The organism is Exiguobacterium sp. s39 (genome assembly GCF_018618925.1).
Lineage (GTDB): Bacteria > Bacillota > Bacilli > Exiguobacteriales > Exiguobacteriaceae > Exiguobacterium_A > Exiguobacterium_A abrahamii.
The window spans coordinates 849350-864685 of record NZ_JACSNA010000001.1 but is presented as its reverse complement, the minus strand read 5'-3'; the positions used below and the strand labels follow the sequence as shown (position 1 = coordinate 864685).

Annotated in this window: 17 protein-coding genes; 9 read left to right on the top strand and 8 right to left on the bottom strand. The window is 46.2% G+C overall.

Annotation, left to right across the window (positions count from 1 at the left end):
* The first annotated feature begins 108 nt into the window (after positions 1–108).
* The gene (locus KNQ11_RS04540) at positions 109–1161 is read left to right on the top strand and encodes a C45 family autoproteolytic acyltransferase/hydrolase (RefSeq protein WP_214723140.1); all 1053 of its coding nucleotides are present in this window, start codon (positions 109–111) and stop codon (positions 1159–1161) included.
* Positions 1162–1201: 40 nt separating this feature from the next.
* Here KNQ11_RS04540 and KNQ11_RS04535 read toward each other — a convergent pair whose 3' ends face one another.
* The 4 genes from KNQ11_RS04535 to KNQ11_RS16890 form a co-directional block, all read right to left on the bottom strand.
* Positions 1202–1678: a GNAT family N-acetyltransferase gene (locus tag KNQ11_RS04535; protein ID WP_214723138.1), complete on the bottom strand. Its 477-nt coding sequence runs from the start codon at positions 1676–1678 to the stop codon at positions 1202–1204.
* Positions 1660–2238 (bottom strand): GNAT family N-acetyltransferase, encoded by a 579-nt coding sequence (locus tag KNQ11_RS04530; protein WP_214769993.1) that lies wholly within the window; start codon positions 2236–2238, stop codon positions 1660–1662. The genes KNQ11_RS04535 and KNQ11_RS04530 overlap by 19 nt, the downstream gene beginning before the upstream one ends.
* 34 nt (positions 2239–2272) lie before the next feature.
* Complete coding sequence (locus KNQ11_RS04525; RefSeq protein ID WP_149427329.1) at positions 2273–2761, bottom strand: GNAT family N-acetyltransferase; 489 nt, start codon at positions 2759–2761, stop codon at positions 2273–2275.
* A gap of 108 nt (positions 2762–2869) precedes the next feature.
* A complete protein-coding gene (locus KNQ11_RS16890) occupies positions 2870–3775 on the bottom strand; it encodes a methyl-accepting chemotaxis protein (protein ID WP_214769990.1) in 906 nt (301 codons plus the stop codon).
* 264 nt (positions 3776–4039) lie between these two features.
* Here KNQ11_RS16890 and KNQ11_RS04515 point away from each other — a divergent pair, with 264 nt between their 5' ends.
* From KNQ11_RS04515 to KNQ11_RS04505, 3 genes are read left to right on the top strand one after another with little or no spacing between them, the layout of a single operon-like run.
* On the top strand, positions 4040–5023 hold the full coding sequence (locus KNQ11_RS04515) for an ROK family protein (protein WP_149427328.1): 984 nt from the start codon (positions 4040–4042) through the stop codon (positions 5021–5023).
* Positions 5020–6183: an MFS transporter gene (locus KNQ11_RS04510; RefSeq protein ID WP_214769987.1), complete on the top strand. Its 1164-nt coding sequence runs from the start codon at positions 5020–5022 to the stop codon at positions 6181–6183. The genes KNQ11_RS04515 and KNQ11_RS04510 overlap by 4 nt, the downstream gene beginning before the upstream one ends.
* A 17-nt stretch (positions 6184–6200) precedes the next feature.
* Entirely contained in the window at positions 6201–6578 is a 378-nt protein-coding gene (locus KNQ11_RS04505) for a VOC family protein (RefSeq protein ID WP_214769983.1), read from the top strand.
* 514 nt (positions 6579–7092) lie between these two features.
* Here the strand turns inward: KNQ11_RS04505 and KNQ11_RS04500 are convergent.
* Complete coding sequence (locus KNQ11_RS04500) at positions 7093–7704, bottom strand: DUF3885 domain-containing protein (protein ID WP_214769981.1); 612 nt, start codon at positions 7702–7704, stop codon at positions 7093–7095.
* A gap of 119 nt (positions 7705–7823) precedes the next feature.
* On the opposite strand from KNQ11_RS04500, the gene KNQ11_RS04495 reads away from it, so the two are divergent.
* Complete coding sequence (locus KNQ11_RS04495) at positions 7824–8291, top strand: GNAT family N-acetyltransferase (protein WP_214769978.1); 468 nt, start codon at positions 7824–7826, stop codon at positions 8289–8291.
* A gap of 99 nt (positions 8292–8390) precedes the next feature.
* Here KNQ11_RS04495 and KNQ11_RS04490 read toward each other — a convergent pair whose 3' ends face one another.
* Positions 8391–8714 carry a DUF3784 domain-containing protein gene (locus KNQ11_RS04490; protein ID WP_214769977.1) on the bottom strand — a complete coding sequence of 108 codons (324 nt, stop codon included), beginning with the start codon at positions 8712–8714 and terminating at the stop codon, positions 8391–8393.
* Between the two features lie 369 nt (positions 8715–9083).
* Between KNQ11_RS04490 and KNQ11_RS04485 the strand changes: the two genes are divergently transcribed.
* A complete protein-coding gene (locus tag KNQ11_RS04485; protein WP_214769975.1) occupies positions 9084–12302 on the top strand; it encodes an ABC transporter permease in 3219 nt (1072 codons plus the stop codon).
* Positions 12303–12416: 114 nt separating this feature from the next.
* Here the strand turns inward: KNQ11_RS04485 and KNQ11_RS04480 are convergent, their stop codons facing one another.
* Together KNQ11_RS04480 and KNQ11_RS04475 are read right to left on the bottom strand one after the other, a co-directional pair.
* Positions 12417–12701 carry a hypothetical protein gene (locus tag KNQ11_RS04480; RefSeq protein ID WP_050677872.1) on the bottom strand — a complete coding sequence of 95 codons (285 nt, stop codon included), beginning with the start codon at positions 12699–12701 and terminating at the stop codon, positions 12417–12419.
* Positions 12698–13000 (bottom strand): DUF2089 family protein, encoded by a 303-nt coding sequence (locus KNQ11_RS04475; RefSeq protein WP_064300933.1) that lies wholly within the window; start codon positions 12998–13000, stop codon positions 12698–12700. Before KNQ11_RS04475 ends, KNQ11_RS04480 begins: the two co-directional genes overlap by 4 nt.
* Positions 13001–13187: 187 nt before the next feature.
* Here KNQ11_RS04475 and KNQ11_RS04470 point away from each other — a divergent pair, with 187 nt between their 5' ends.
* From KNQ11_RS04470 to KNQ11_RS04460, 3 genes are read left to right on the top strand one after another with little or no spacing between them, the layout of a single operon-like run.
* Entirely contained in the window at positions 13188–13601 is a 414-nt protein-coding gene (locus KNQ11_RS04470; RefSeq protein WP_167507563.1) for a DUF4064 domain-containing protein, read from the top strand.
* 24 nt (positions 13602–13625) lie between these two features.
* On the top strand, positions 13626–14315 hold the full coding sequence (locus tag KNQ11_RS04465; protein WP_149427320.1) for an ABC transporter permease: 690 nt from the start codon (positions 13626–13628) through the stop codon (positions 14313–14315).
* Positions 14315–15244 carry an ABC transporter ATP-binding protein gene (locus KNQ11_RS04460; RefSeq protein WP_149427319.1) on the top strand — a complete coding sequence of 310 codons (930 nt, stop codon included), beginning with the start codon at positions 14315–14317 and terminating at the stop codon, positions 15242–15244. The genes KNQ11_RS04465 and KNQ11_RS04460 overlap by 1 nt, the downstream gene beginning before the upstream one ends.
* Positions 15245–15336 lie beyond the last annotated feature (92 nt).

Sequence of the window (15336 nt, the reverse complement as noted above, 5' to 3'; positions counted from 1 at the left end):
TTCAATATTCCCATACTTTAGATGTGCTTCAGTAAAGACTTGCCATACGACATTCTCCCTCGCGTTCGATATAATCAGCATACAGCAGTTGAAGAAAGGATGAATCGTATGCAACGTGTAGCCAATGAGATCACACAATTCCGCGGCAGTCATTATGAGTTCGGTCGCGAACAAGGGCGTTACGTAAAACGAAACCAGTTGCTCCATAACCGGGAAGACAACTGGAAGATCCGTGTTCCGCGCTTTCAAGTCGATCCGGTCGAGACGAAGGAGATGTTTCTCCGGTACGCCCCGCATATTTGGGACGAGTTACTCGGACTCCAGGACGAACTTGAACTGTCGCTTCCGGATACGTTACTCCATTTCGGGCATTATCGGGTCGAAGGACCGAAAAGCGGTTGTTCGATCATGACAGGTGATAATTTCCTCGTCCGCAACTATGATTACCATCCGATGACATATGATGGTCGATTTTCCGTCTTTCAACCGAACGATGGCGGATCAGCGATCATCGGTCCGGCATCACGGGTGACCGGTCGGATGGACGGGATGAATGAACATGGTCTTGCGATGGGCTATAACTTCATCAATCGTCGGCGTCCGGGCGATGGGTTCGTCAGTTTCATGATCGGGCGGATCATCCTCGAGATGTGCACGTCGGTCGACGACGCGATCTCACTCGTCAAGGAGATTCCGCATCGCGGATCGTTCACGTATGTCGTCCACGATAAATCGGCGCGTTCGTTCGTCATCGAGGCGACGGCGCGGGATGTGCAAGTGCGCGAGACAAACATGTGCACGAACCACTTTGATTTGCTACAGCATGAAAACCGCTATCACCTCGATGACTCGAAACGTCGGATGATGGAGCTAAAGACGCATCAACATATGATTCAAGATGCGGAGTCCGCTTTCCGACTACTCAACGATACCGATAAAGGTGTCTTCGCTGATTTATATGCGCAGTGGGCGGGAACGATCCATACGTCTGCCTACTTCCCGGAAGAGTTGAAGGTCTGGTTCGCGCTCGGTGGTGATCAGGAACCGGTCACGTTCGACTTTGCCGACTGGCTCGCTGGCAATGACTTCACAGCAAGCGAGATCACGGGTGAACTGGAGACAAACATTCAGTTCGCGAATACATTACAGACGTGGCGTTAAACAAAAAGGATTCCTCCTGCTTGCACAAGAGGAATCTTTTTTAATGGCTGTCATCGAGACGTTTCGACATATAATAATCCGTTTTTTCATACCCAAGCGAGTCATACACATGAATCGCCCGTTCGTTATGCGCGAAGACATGTAAGGAGATTTTCTTGACGTTCATCCGTTTTAATATCACTTCTAGTGATCGGAGCGCTTTCTTGCCGTAGCCTTTGTTCTGCTTGTCGGACGTAATCTTGACGTCGAAGATGAAGGCGGAACGTCCGCGTGATTCTTCCGTCACATGGACCCAAACCATCCCGATGTCGCTATCTGTCTCATCACGAAACGTAAACAAATAATGATCCTTCGTTTTCAAACCTTCTGGCAACAGCGCCGCGAACTCTTCAGTCGCCTTCTCAAGCGACTCGTTCTCTGACCACGTACCAGCGCGACACTTATCTGCCGCATATTCCTCGATTGCTACCGGTAGATACGACTCATAGGTCGCCTGATTCATTGGCTCGATACGCATGCTGCCACCTCCTTTGTTTTTAACCAGTCCTGCTTTAACATCGCATAGACCTGGATGTCGTGGTAAGTCCCGTACAATTTCTCAGCGTCCCGTAAGACGCCTTCTTCCGTGAAACCGAGTCGTTCCGGGATTCGTCTGCTTCGGACGTTTCCGGTCGCACACTCGATGACGACACGATTTAAGCCGAGCGTCTCGAAACAATAGTTCGTGATGAACCGGACGACGTCCGTCATGACGCCTTTTCGAAGGTCCTTTTCCCCTAAGTAATAGCCAATCGACGTTTGCCCGAGATGCCGATTAATCTCATGTAAACTAATCGTTCCAACGAGCTCGTCCTCAAGATAAATGCCACATGTAAAGCCGTTGCCATCGGCGAATTGTTGCAGCCATGCTGGAATGACGATCTCCTGATATGTACTTGTCTCTGTTGCACCATCGACCCAACCGAGCCATTCGCGGAGATGTGCGCGATTGGCATCGACGAGGGCGAATAATCCTTCCGCATGGTGCCGTTCAAACAATTGAAGCGATACGTGATCGGATACTTGTAATCTGAACATGACCTCTCTCCTTTCTAGTACCTGTTGTTTGACATCACGTCGACGTTTCCCTGCTTGACGTCACGTTCCATTCCATTCGTCTCGAGCGGACAGCCATTCCGAGTGCCTCGTAAAAGGCGATCGCTTCTTGATTGGCGTCATCGACGCCGAGTTCGATTTTGTCACAGCCGATCGTTTCCGCATGTGCGTAAGCGGCTTGCATCAATCGTTTCCCGACGCCTTGTTTTTGATGCGTATCCGCAACGACGAGACTGATGATGCGTAAGTAATGCTTATCGAAGACGAAACCGCTCCCTTCGACGATGTCTTCCTTTAGGACGATCACACCGGCAAGCCCGTCTTGTTCCGCAACGAGTAATGCAAAATCCGGATTCTCGAGTTGCGACAGAAATAAGTCTTCCGGGACCGGCATCTCGTGCGGACGGTAATGGTCGGGTCGTAAGGCGACGTGTTGATCGTGGATTTGCTGGAACAATGGAATCAATGCCTGAAAATCGTCAGGACGAGCAGTGCGGATATTCATCAGAAGTTCGCTCCCTTTCCGTTTTGTAGTATATTAACATATTATTCCAAAGTATAGGGGTGCTTTTATACAAAAAGGCACTCCGTTTACCGGAATGCCGTCTCTCACTTAAATTGCTTTTGTAAAGTCTTGCGCTGTCTCCGTTAACGTCGATGCCGCACTTTGAACGTCATGGAAGCGATCGACCGTTTCTGCGACGACCGTGACGCTTGCTTGTGCATCCGACGTTGCTTGCGTCATCGCACGGGCAATCCGCTGCAGTTCATCATTCATTCGCTGCGTCGTTTGCCGGACATCGACGACGGCTTGTTCGACGAGCTTTGAGAGATTTCGGACTTCCGTCGCGACGACATTGAATCCTTTGCCGTGTTCTCCGGCTCGCGCTGCCTCGATCGATGCATTCAGTGACAAGAGATTCGTCTGTGACGCAATTGTTTTGATCGTCTCGGTCACTTGAGTGATGTCCTGTGCCTGGCGTTGCAGCCGTTCAATCGTCTGATGGTTATCACGGGTCGTCTCGGCCATCTGTTCGATTGTTCGTCGTAACGCTTCGCTTTCCTGCTCGCCATGCGTCGATCGCGTATTCAAATCACTAGCAATCGTGTCAAACGAAGTCGCGAACTTTTGAATCGTCTGCTGACGATCCGTAATATCGGAGGCAATCTTCAAGACACCGGTCACTTCCGTTCCATCGTAAATCGGCATATAGGTTGCTTCTAGCCAAATCGACTGACCATGCGCATCGATGCGTTCAATTTTATCTGCCGTACTGAAGCCACTAAACAGCTTCTGCCAAAATGCTTGGTAACTGTCACTCATTGCAAACTCCGTCGTGCAGAAGAGATGATGCTGCATCCCGATCATCTCTTCTCGTTTATACTTCATCGTCTTTGCGAACAAACCATTGACATCGACGACACGACGTTGCCGATCGAATCGAATCATCGCGACATTATCTCGCAGGGAGGCTAAAATATCTTGGGATCCTAGGTCGGTTGAAAGTTGGGTGGTCATGATTACAAGCTCCTCTCGCCATCTACCTCCTGTTACAGGCTATCCAAGATATTACAAATCGGAATAGTATGAATTAAAGATATATGACTAAAATTTTTTATCTTCTTTTTATATATCCAGACAACGATAGGATGAAACGTTATTTCTCTAAATATTCTTATCCTACACCTCTTTTTTAAACTTGTCTTTTTCTTCCGACCTGCTATACTCAAATCAAAACTTATTAAACTTTTTTAATAAGTGATGTAGATTGGAGGTCTTTGTTTGACTGAACTCATTTCACTTACACGTCACGCTTTTTTAGTCGACCATCTGGATACGATCCCTGCGATTCGTCAAGTCTTGGATGTCAGTTTTCCGACTGCGAGCAAACAGATCGATCAGATGATCGCTGCTCTTGAAATTGAAGAGACACCACTTGAATTGGTTCGCGGAGGGCGTCCGGCAAAACGGTATCGCTATCGCGCGGATCGCTTCCACGGACTCGCTCTATATCTCGAACGCACGTATCTGCAGTATCGCATCCACGACGTCGGTGGACATCTGATCGCAACGGATCGCCTGAACTTCGATTCGTCGGATCATGGATCTGTTTTATCGAAAACACTGACAACATTACTCGACGATCATCCATCTATTCAAACGCTTGCGATTGGTGTCGCTGGTGCCGTTGATACAACCGGCACGATCCTATTCGCCCCAGATTATCCGACGCTTGACGGTCGCCCCTTGCAAAAAGAACTGACGGAACGGTTCGAGCGACCCGTCATCGTCGAAAATGATATGAATGCAGCGGTTCGTGCCCAAGCTTCTGATAACGAGACGACCGTCTATATGTATCTCGGAACGAACGGACCGGGCGCCGGCGTCGCTGTTTCCGGTCATGTCGTCCGCGGAGCACATCACTTCGCTGGAGAGATCTCGTTCATCCCGTTTGACGACAAGCGAAATGTCGGTCAAGTACTCGCAACGACTGCACCACACTCTGACGATTGGTATGAGGCATTATGTCGAATCATTCTCTCGTTTAGCGTCACTTTGAATCCAGATGTCATCTTGTTTACGGAGTCCGATGTCTCGGATGACGGATTAGCACGGTTGACGGAACGATGCGCCAAGCGCTTTCCGCTCGACAAATTACCTCAATTGAGGAAAGGCGACTGGGAAACTGATTACTTAGATGGTCTGATGCAACTGAGCATCCAGTCATTCATTGAACAAATTCCGTTAGGAGGTCTCGCCCGATGACCCGTCTACTATTACCTTTAATTTATCTCGCTTTCATCAGTCTTGGTCTGCCGGATGCATTACTCGGTACAGCGTGGCCTGTGATGCGGCTCGATCTCGACGCACCGCTCGACATGGCAGGCTGGCTCTTCATGACGATCGCTGCCGGAACGATCGTTTCGAGTCTGTTTAGCGGTCGCTTGATCGAACGTTATTCAACGGGTCCGATCACGGCAGCTTCTGCTGGTTTGACGGCACTGGCATTGATCGGTTTTTACGTTGCTCCGTCCTTGATTTGGCTCTTCGTTCTTGCGATCCCGCTCGGACTGGGTGCTGGAGTCGTTGACGCGGCGCTTAATCATTTCGTCGCCACCCATTATCAAGCGCATCACATGAACTGGCTCCATTGCTTCTGGGGCATCGGTGCGACGGCTGGTCCGCTCATCATGGCTGGCGTATTGCTCGATTCCGGCTGGCGTTTTGGTTACCTCGTCGTCGGTGCATTGCAACTCGTTTTGATGATCATCTTGATCGTCAGCTTACCGCTCTGGAAACAGGCTCCGAAACACGTGTCTGAACAGGTTCAGACCGTAAATACGTCGTCCGGAAAACCACGCGGATTGATTGCCGCACTCGCAGCGTTCTGTTTTTATTGTGGAGCCGAGGCGGTCGTCGGGCTGTGGGGCAGTAGTTATCTTGTCCAAGTCCGTTCCTTTTCCGTGACGTCAGCAGCGACGTGGATTTCCGTCTACTACGGAAGCATCACCGCGGGGCGTTTCATAAGTGGTTTTCTGTCGCTGCGCTGGTCGAATCGTCGTTTGATTCGTGTCGGTCAATGGACGGCATTCGTCGGAGCTACCTGTTTCATCCTCGCACCCGCTGCCTGGATGCCGCTTGGTTTCGTACTTGTCGGGCTTGGTCTCGCACCGATTTATCCGGCAATGCTCCATGAGACGCCGGTTCGCTTCGGGGAGGCTGCGGCGCAACGGCTGATGGGGGTACAAATGGCATTCGCCTATACCGGTAGTACCTTCATGCCGCCATTGTTCGGCTGGCTGGCGACGTCCTATTCCTTATCGTTGTTCCATTGGTTTACGATCAGTCTCATCTTCTTGATGCTGGTCGCTACGGAAGGGTTGAACCGGATGTTGTTCAGACAGCGATTGGCAAAAGCGTCTTGAAAAAAGGAGGAATGGAGATGAAGATTGAACATATCGCCCTCTGGGTGGCAGACCTTGACGGGATGCGTCAATTCTACGAAACACATTTTGATGCTACGGCAGGCGATCGGTATCATAATCCGACGAAAGGGTTCACATCGTATTTCCTGACGTTCTCGAGTGGTGCGCGCCTTGAGTTGATGCAACGGACGGATATCACGGAACGGACGATGAATGCGCTCGGGTATGCCCACTTCGCCTTTTCGCTCGGCAGCAAACAAGCGGTCGACGACTGGACGGCTCGGTTACAGGACGCAGGTGTACAACATCTTGACGGTCCCCGGACGACGGGTGACGGGTATTATGAAAGTACGATCACGGACCCGGAAGGTAATGTGATCGAGTTGACGATCTAATGATGAAACGAAACAATCCCTCATTCTGATTAGAGTGAGGGATTGTTTGTTGCTCGATGACTGCTCAATGGTTTCCTGCTTGTTGGTATGTTTCGTGACGAGCTGGTGTATGACACGCGTTCATTCAGGATATCTTTAGACGACTTATTTAAAAAACTCTTTCACTGTAAACATTTGTAATGATACGCTTAAAAAAACCAAATTATGACTATGTGTATTCATTTTACGAGGAGGTAGTTTATGCGAAGGCATTTGGGATGGATCTCAATCGGCATCGTGGTTTTCACTTTCCTTACTGTTAAGCTCTTACCGTTCAATGGTTTTTGGGGTACGAACTATATGTTAGCTGGACTATTGCTTGCGATAGTGTGCGCCATCATAAGTCTAAAAAACACGGGGAAAATCCTTGCATTAACATTGCTCACTTCTCTATTGGTTTTTTTTATTTTTTCAGTGATCGGCTTCTTAGCACTAGCTTGAGCGTTTTGCGAACCGATGAAAAGACGGTTGATGATCAATTAATATCATTACGATATTTCTTCTTAAACACGTCATAAGTTGCTGAATCACCGAACAGAAGGAAACAACCGCGATCATCATAGATATTCATGACGATATTTCGATCTACGTTCACGAAAAAGACTTCCGGATAGTATGTATACGTTTGACGAAATCTTGGCTGCAGCGTCGGGAAATCCTGATGGCAAATCGCTTTGATTACACGCTTATAATCCAACGCGTTTTTGTTCGGTAATAACACGGCATATTCGGATACCCGCTCTTCTTCATCCATCATTTTCTCTACGAACTTTATGTTGTATTTATCTTCTTTACGTCTTAAGTGACGGAACACTTTCGTCGCTGACTTTTGATACTTACCGCGCTCACTTCTCACATGCACGACGAAAAAAAGGGGGTCCACTTCTCGGAATAGCTCCTTAAACAGTTCGTTCGATTTTTCGTATGCCTGTTTGAAGTATTCCTCATTGATTTCATCTGAATTTTTCTTTAACTGATAAAGATTTTTCACTAAGTCTACGTGAATTACTAAATCCTTCTTGACGAAGGAACGATCAAATAAGTTCACATTCCCAAAATGTTGTTGTAAGTATTGTTCGAAGTTCATTCCAAAGCTCCTTTATTCTGATGAGGACAGATGTACTGTTTTAAATAACTACAATCGTATGTTGCAGGACGAATCGATTTAATGATCGATACAATAAGTGTAGAAAGGAGGATAAGAAGATGATCATTGATACATTATCGAATCATCCTGAACAATTAGAAGTGGTTGCCACAATGATTCATACCGAATTCGTTCAAAAGAAAAAAGGGACGGCACCTTATGAAAAAGTAAAAGCATTTTTAGACAAAAAAACAAGTGAACCATATCCTATGACGTTCGTTGCCTTAGATGATGTCACGTGTATCGGAACCGTCTCCCTCTTTGAAAATGACTTGAACGAACGACTAGCCTATACGCCTTGGCTCGCTTCTTTATTCGTTGAAAAAGTCTATCGGAATCAAGGAATCGCGCAGCAACTCATCAATCAATTAATCGTCTACGCCAAATCACGACAGATCACTACAATTTATTTAAAAACAGAAAACGCTTCAGCATATTACATAAAATTAGGTTGGACATTGGTCGAGACGATCGAGACAACGGATCCACCCATACATATTTTTTCATACACGATTGATGAGAATTGATATCTTCATATGAACGACGAAAGTCATTTCGATGTTAATCGCCTTAAAGGATTTCTCATTATATTTTAAATGATTAAGTTCTTGCTGACGTGGACAAAACTATTTCTCTTTCTTGAATCGGTCATTCGAATTGGAATAGACGACTGCAAATACAATAAGAAAGAATAGTAGCATGATACCCAAAGTAAACAAAGAGTGATATCCAAACAGCTCGCTCCCAGCGATCAACAGGATGCTAAAACAAATGCCGTACATGATCTTACCCATGAATTGACATAGGGCGACTTCGTCATAATCTTGTTTCTTACTTTCAGACAACGTATTATATCCTGCAAGCAATGATGCGCCTTTTCCTTTCGATAGAACGATAGCAAACACCAGCAGAGGAGCAAGGATTACAAAATAAATAATGGATTCGCTCATGACCATCCGCTCCTTTCTCTCGTTTTAATGTATGACGCGTATCAATTCATTAACGCTTTTACATTCCTTTAAGTTTCATAATCTTTTTGAATTACCCACTGGATAATATGTTTGTCTCTTTTACTATCATTCTTAAGTTGAATGATTGACTCATTTTTCTGTTTTTATAGACCGATTTCTCAACCTTCTATTATAATTAGGTAATGATTGGATTTTTTTTACTTACATATGGAATGAAAAACATTCATTCAAAGGAGGGTTCATCCATGACTGAATCGGTACATATTTTCAGCCACACTTCACTTCAGTTGATGATTGATGCAAGGTCCATCATAAGACAGTACATCTTACCACGGGAGGGGTTTGCCGATGCTTAAGTTCATCTGGAATTCCTGGTGGCGTAATAAAGAGCGATTCATCCTGCTACTTGTCGGCGTTCTGATCGTCAGTACTGGACTGAGCTATTTGATCGGAACGACGCAAGCCAATAACGGAACCGTCGTCGATGAACTGCAAAAACGCTGGGGCTCCTCTTACGACATCGTCGTCCGACCAGAAGGTAGCCGGAGCGTGACGGAAGACTTAAAGTTACTCGAGCCAAACTACATGAGTGGTCTCGATGGTGGCATCACGCGTAAACAATACGAGACAATCAAAAAAATGACTGACGTCGAGGTTGCTGCCCCCATCGCGATGATTGGGTATAACCAAACACTTTCGAGTATCGGTACGCATACGATTGATCAAGAAGGGATTTATAAACTGACGATCAAAGACACGCAAGACACCGGGTTACAGAACGAATCCTCGAGTGGCGTCACCTTCTTAGCAGCGGGATGGGAACCTACAGAAAATGCAGTAAAATCAGGCGTGTCCCCCCTTCCACTTGGAAAGCAGCCTCTTTTTGAGTATGGGAGTCAAGTCATGATTGCAGGGGTTGATCCTGAGGCGGAAGCCGCACTCGTTGGCTTAGATAAAGCGACGACCAAAGGAACCTATAGTAACTATTTTTCAAAAGATGATCAAGTCACCTCGTTTGGTGAAGACGGTGTCCAAATTCCGATCCTGTTGAACAATCGTGAATACGTGGACGCGTCGCGCATCTACACGTACGAAAAAGTGGAGCTGCCGTCGAAAGAGACATCCATTAACGATCTGGTACAACAAGTCGAACAAAAAGGCGGAAATAAATACTTAGACTCTTTACCGACAAGTGGTGCGAAACGTTATACGATCACGACACAAGATGTCCAGAAAAAGCTCGTCAATGATATTTTAAAACATACGTTACCGACTGCTGAAGAGACGAACAGTAATTCCTTTACGTGGATTGCCTTAAAACCGTCTCCGATCGACTACCGCTCAATCAAAAGTCCGTACGCATCACGTTGGCCGTTCACCTATCAAGTCCAACCGAAACAAGTCGAGCAAGATTCCTTACTCGCTAAACGCAGCATGTACCGGGAAGCGCGGATGTTCGGAAAAGAAAGCACGGACTGGCCAAAGGTCAACTTGAACTACATCGGGGTCTTCGATCCGAAAAAATTGAACATCTCGAAAGATCCGCTAACGGAACTGCCGATGGAGACGTATTTCCCGTCAAAAGCCCAGTGGGTCATGGATAAGAATGAACGTCCCGTCAATCCGGTTCGAGACGTTAAACCGACGAATGATCCGTACGATTTCCTGACGAAACCACCATCGATGCTGACGACGCTTGATGCTGCGTTTAAGATTCGTGGTGACAAAGCGATCTCTGCCATCCGCGTCAACGTCAAAGGTGTCGAGACGATGAATGCTGCTAGCGAGAAGAAGCTCCAACAGGTAGCGACAGAAATCGAACAGAAGACAGGTCTAATCACGGACGTGACCCTCGGCTCGTCACCGCAGCTTGCCTTGACCTATTTACCGGGTCTAAAAGACGAATCAGCACTCGGCTGGGTCCAACAACCGTGGATAAAACTCGGCTCGTCGATTGCGATCTTCCAGGAAGCAAAAGTCGGGATGAGTGGCATCATCGCAAGTGTCATCGCTGTCGCGCTCGTCTATGTCTTCAGCTCGAACATCATTTTGCTGTATGCACGAAAGAAAGAATTCGCGATTTTACTATCACTCGGTTGGCGTCCGCGCCAGCTGTCAAAACTACTGTTCCTCGAAGCCACGCTGCTCGGGACACTCGTCGTCTTGATTGCCTGGGCGATTCTCGGTTCGTTCTGGGTCACGACGGACAACCCGATTGCAATCGGTCGAATTTTATTGATTGGTCTTGCTGGTTTACTTATTTACTGGGGTGGAACCCTCGTGCCGATGACGCTCATCCGTCGGATCAAACCGTACGAAAGCATGCGTTTCGGTGAAGTCTCAAAAGGTCGCCGTTTCGTCCGCGCGCGTAGCGTGCTTGGGATGAGCATCAACCAGCTCGTCACCCACTGGCAACGGACATTACTCTCCGTCGTCGCGATTGCCTTACCGACGAGTTTGTTCATATTCTTCTTGTTTATCACGTTCCGACTGAAAGGTGTTTTGTATGCAACGTGGCTCGGCGAATATGTCGCACTCGAAGTCGGGACGATGCACTACGTCGCGATGGGTGTCGCTTTACTGATTGCCATCCTGACGACGACCGAAATAATGTGGCAAAACGTCAATGAACGGAAAAGTCAGCTCGCCGTCCTTAAAGCAACAGGCTGGCAAGACGGTCAAGTTCGTTTACTCGTACTAAGTGAAGGCATGATGACAGGGCTCTGCGCTGGTGTGATTGGTCTTTTGACAGCACTTGGAATGATTGGCTTCGTTTACGGACAATTTCCGGTCCAAGAGCTTGGTTTCCTCAGCATCATGCTCTTGATTCCGGTGATCACCGGCGTGTTAGGCGCCTTACTTCCTGCCGAGCGTGCCGTCCGGATTACACCAAATGCCGCACTCGGTAGTATCGTCGAAAATACGCAAGCAACAGAACGGCGTTTCAAATGGGCACTCGGATCCATCGCCGCTTCCTTGTGTATCGGAGTGGCAAGCCTGTTCTTGTTCGCCTCAATGGAATCCTCGACGACTACAACACAGAGTGCTTCTCAGCAACAGACGAGTGGGCAAAAATTAAAGGATTTGACCACTGATCCAAAAACATCTGCTGACAAGAAATCAAGTGATCAAACAGCACTAAAAAAACTGATGAAGAAAGGAGTCATCCAAACGTATCCAGGCGATCCGGAAGCAACTTCTGAACTGTTCTATGCTAAATCACTCATTCCAACACCGAAAGAACTCGATCTAAAGGAAAAGAGCGGTTATCAGTTCGTTACGGTTCCTGTTGTCATGTACGATCCCGACAATAGAGTAAAAGGCGCTTATGCTATTTACCGACCTGGCACCTTTACATTGACGTCGCTCGACGGAAAAGAATATGAAACCGTTGATTACGTCAATCATAATAAGAAAGCATTCAGAAACAGTTATCAGTATCTCTCACCACATAAGTCAACCGTTGATTTAGTCTATCAAGTTCCTGACGATCAAAAGGTATTTGTTCTTTATGCATCAGATGAGGCTTTTCCAAAGGATACGACAGTGAAGATTGAACTCGATTAAAATGAACAGAATATGAATATAGTCCTTAACACGTAAATGAGAGTAGCCTCTGTTTTATCATCGAAACCGAGGCTACTCTCATTTTTTACTAAAAAAGATATGTATGGGTGTAACTCACAATGTATCGTGCACGCGCATCCGTTCTAATTCTTTTTCTTGATTCTCTTTAAGCTTCTTTCGACCACGCGACCATTGTTCCCACAGTGAAATCATGCCGACTCCTAAAATCAATACATAGGCTAAAAAACTGTTGTATCTACCATCAAAGTAACGCCATGTCAGAAAAATCACTAAAACGATTGGCATGATGATACCGAGATAAGGATTGTGACGGCTCGATAAGAAATACTGTATTCCTAAACAGATGCTGATAATTAGAGCAGAAATGAAAAAGTTCATTGGTTGTTACCCCTCTCAAGTCGATATTTTTCGATGATTTTTTTGGCATCTTCAATCGTGATCCGGTCCTCGATGGCCATTTGTTTAATGTATGCGATGAACGGTTCATTCTCGATTTTCTCATTCACTTCGATTTTCTGAATGATCCGATCGACGCGAATCCGGACTGTGGGATAGGAGACATCATAATGTTTCGCCAGTTCTTTCAAAGAACCCGAGCTTATGATGAATTTTTTAACGAATTCCATCTCTTCCAATTCTAGAGATAAAACCCAATCTGGAACATCATCTTTTTTCATTTACCATTTCCCTCCCATGTCACCACAATAGCATCCAATTAAATAAAGTTAAAGTATTTTTGATATTAATTAAACATTTAACCAATAAATAATTAAAATATATTCATTATTTCGCTTGTCATAGTGATTCGAGTCATGGTAGTTTAGGATTGTCAAATCGGAAAAATAAGGAAAAGGAGTGTTTTACTTGAAAAGAACAACGGAATACATATTTGCTGTCATCGGTATCGTCTTGTTTGGATCATTATGTTTAGGTGGGTTTCTATTGTCTGGATCGATTGCGGATCACGCTGGCATGAGGGAGTTGGTCGATCAATTCATCCAGGATGAGAACATTACGGATGTCACGTCTACCCAAATCCTCACATCCTTCCAACAATTCTTCTTGTACCTTGGTGCCGTCTCTCTCTTATGTACGATAGGCGGAATCGTCTCAATCGTCCGGATTCGCAAAAACGGTTCAGCAGGAAAGATGTTGATCATTACTGCAATTCTCGGTGGGATTTTCACATTACTTGCCGGTGTCTTTGGTTCAATCGCTTACTTGATCGCCGGTATTACTAACCTCACGAAGAATAAAAAGATAGCACGGCAATACTAAACTCAAACAGAAAGGTGTGTCGAAATGTTCGCGATTACACTTCGAGAATTTAAATCGCTTTTCCAAAGTATTCGAGCCATTCTGATCATCGTCGTCTTGTTCGGTGTGACGATTGGTTCTGCTAAACTCGTAAGCCAGTTTAAAGGACAACTCAGTGATCTCGGTCTAGGTGACAATGCCTATATCATCGGTTTGATGCTGCTTCTGTTCTTAGCATCTCCTTTATTCGTGACGAGTATTTCTCATAGTAGCGTCAATAAAGAGATTGAATCGAAGACAATTCGTTTTCTCGCGACGAAAACATCTCGTGAAAACATCATTTTCGGAAAGTTTTTAGGCAACGTCTCGTTTTGGGTCCTCTGTCTGACAGTTGCCCTCTTGTTGATCGTTCCATTTTCAAAATCGTTCCCGATCGTCGATTTGATTCAAAGCATCATATTCGTCTCTTACTTCATCGGTCTGTCGCTGTTTCTTTCGACAGTCGTCAACAGCTCTGCAATGACGATGTTCGTCGGCATCTTCATCTCGATCGCGCTTCCGGTCATTGGGATGTGGAGTCTTATTTCGAAGAATGTCATCGTTGATACGTTGTCTTACTTGACGCCCTATTATTACTACACGCAAGAAAACACTGCATACACGTATCTTGTCTTGATCCATATCGCCGTCTTCGTCATCGCGAGCTTGATGATCTTTAAAAGGAGAGATTTATGATGCTAGCCCTTCGCGCAACCAATCTAACGAAACAGTACGGCAATAAGACCGTCGTCAACCAGTTGAATCTCGAAATCAAACAAGGGGCTATCTTCGGCTTCCTTGGTCAAAATGGCGCCGGTAAATCAACATTCATCAACATGATCACGGGTCTTGTCCGTCCGACATCCGGAACGTTCGAGTTACTCGGAGCACCGAACGATTCCTTGAAGGACGTCCGAACTCGAATCGGCGTCCTACCGGATTACTCGACCTTTTACGAAAACTTCACGGCGCTCGATCATTTGAAGTATTTCAGTAAAGTCCTCGGTCTGAAGACGACGACGGACGAGTTAAAACAACTCCTCCGTGATGTACAACTCGAAGACGCCATCGATGTGAAAACGAAGAACTACTCCTTTGGGATGAAAAAAAAGCTCGGGATCGCCCAAGCCCTGATTAATCGACCGGAAATCCTATTTTTAGATGAACCGACGTCTGGCGTTGATGCCAACTCGATTCTCGGGATTCATACTTTGATTCGCAAGATCGCAGCAGACGGAACGACGATTTTCTTAACGTCTCATAACTTAGACGAGGTCGAAAAACTGTGTACGGAGATTGCGATCATGCAGGACGGAACGATTCAGACGCAAGGCACGATGGAAGAGTTACGGGAACAACATGAGAAGAACATCACCGTTCATGTAAAACATGCGTCGCTCGACAATGATACACAACAACATCTGCAGACCAAGTTGTCGACACTTGCGAAAGACGTCAACGTCTCCTCTACTCATTCGACGTTCATCGTCCAAAGTGAACACGATATTGCTACGATCAATAGCTACCTCGTCTCGCAACACGTTAACGTGTATCGACTCGAAGTCGAGGAAGCGTCGTTGGAAGAGATCTTCTTGAATCTAGGTTCGGAAGTCCGCTCAGCATAAAGTGAAAAACATGCCTCATGATGAATTAAACAAAAACTTCTATACAACAATCCCCCTCATTCCAATTACGAAATGAGGGGGATTGTTTTGTT

What these genes read in the sequence shown, in the direction of transcription:
- KNQ11_RS04490 (WP_214769977.1), bottom strand. Translation starts at nt 8,714, where the DNA reads ATGAGCGAATCCATTATTTATTTTGTAATCCTTGCTCCTCTGCTGGTG.
- KNQ11_RS04475 (WP_064300933.1), bottom strand. Translation starts at nt 13,000, where the DNA reads ATGAAAAAAGATGATGTTCCAGATTGGGTTTTATCTCTAGAATTGGAA.
- KNQ11_RS04485 (WP_214769975.1), top strand. Translation starts at nt 9,084, where the DNA reads ATGCTTAAGTTCATCTGGAATTCCTGGTGGCGTAATAAAGAGCGATTC.
- KNQ11_RS04535 (WP_214723138.1), bottom strand. Translation starts at nt 1,678, where the DNA reads ATGCGTATCGAGCCAATGAATCAGGCGACCTATGAGTCGTATCTACCG.
- KNQ11_RS04510 (WP_214769987.1), top strand. Translation starts at nt 5,020, where the DNA reads ATGACCCGTCTACTATTACCTTTAATTTATCTCGCTTTCATCAGTCTT.
- KNQ11_RS04460 (WP_149427319.1), top strand. Translation starts at nt 14,315, where the DNA reads ATGCTAGCCCTTCGCGCAACCAATCTAACGAAACAGTACGGCAATAAG.
- KNQ11_RS16890 (WP_214769990.1), bottom strand. Translation starts at nt 3,775, where the DNA reads ATGACCACCCAACTTTCAACCGACCTAGGATCCCAAGATATTTTAGCC.
- KNQ11_RS04540 (WP_214723140.1), top strand. Translation starts at nt 109, where the DNA reads ATGCAACGTGTAGCCAATGAGATCACACAATTCCGCGGCAGTCATTAT.
- KNQ11_RS04480 (WP_050677872.1), bottom strand. Translation starts at nt 12,701, where the DNA reads ATGAACTTTTTCATTTCTGCTCTAATTATCAGCATCTGTTTAGGAATA.
- KNQ11_RS04500 (WP_214769981.1), bottom strand. Translation starts at nt 7,704, where the DNA reads ATGAACTTCGAACAATACTTACAACAACATTTTGGGAATGTGAACTTA.
- KNQ11_RS04465 (WP_149427320.1), top strand. Translation starts at nt 13,626, where the DNA reads ATGTTCGCGATTACACTTCGAGAATTTAAATCGCTTTTCCAAAGTATT.
- KNQ11_RS04530 (WP_214769993.1), bottom strand. Translation starts at nt 2,238, where the DNA reads ATGTTCAGATTACAAGTATCCGATCACGTATCGCTTCAATTGTTTGAA.
- KNQ11_RS04505 (WP_214769983.1), top strand. Translation starts at nt 6,201, where the DNA reads ATGAAGATTGAACATATCGCCCTCTGGGTGGCAGACCTTGACGGGATG.
- KNQ11_RS04495 (WP_214769978.1), top strand. Translation starts at nt 7,824, where the DNA reads ATGATCATTGATACATTATCGAATCATCCTGAACAATTAGAAGTGGTT.
- KNQ11_RS04525 (WP_149427329.1), bottom strand. Translation starts at nt 2,761, where the DNA reads ATGAATATCCGCACTGCTCGTCCTGACGATTTTCAGGCATTGATTCCA.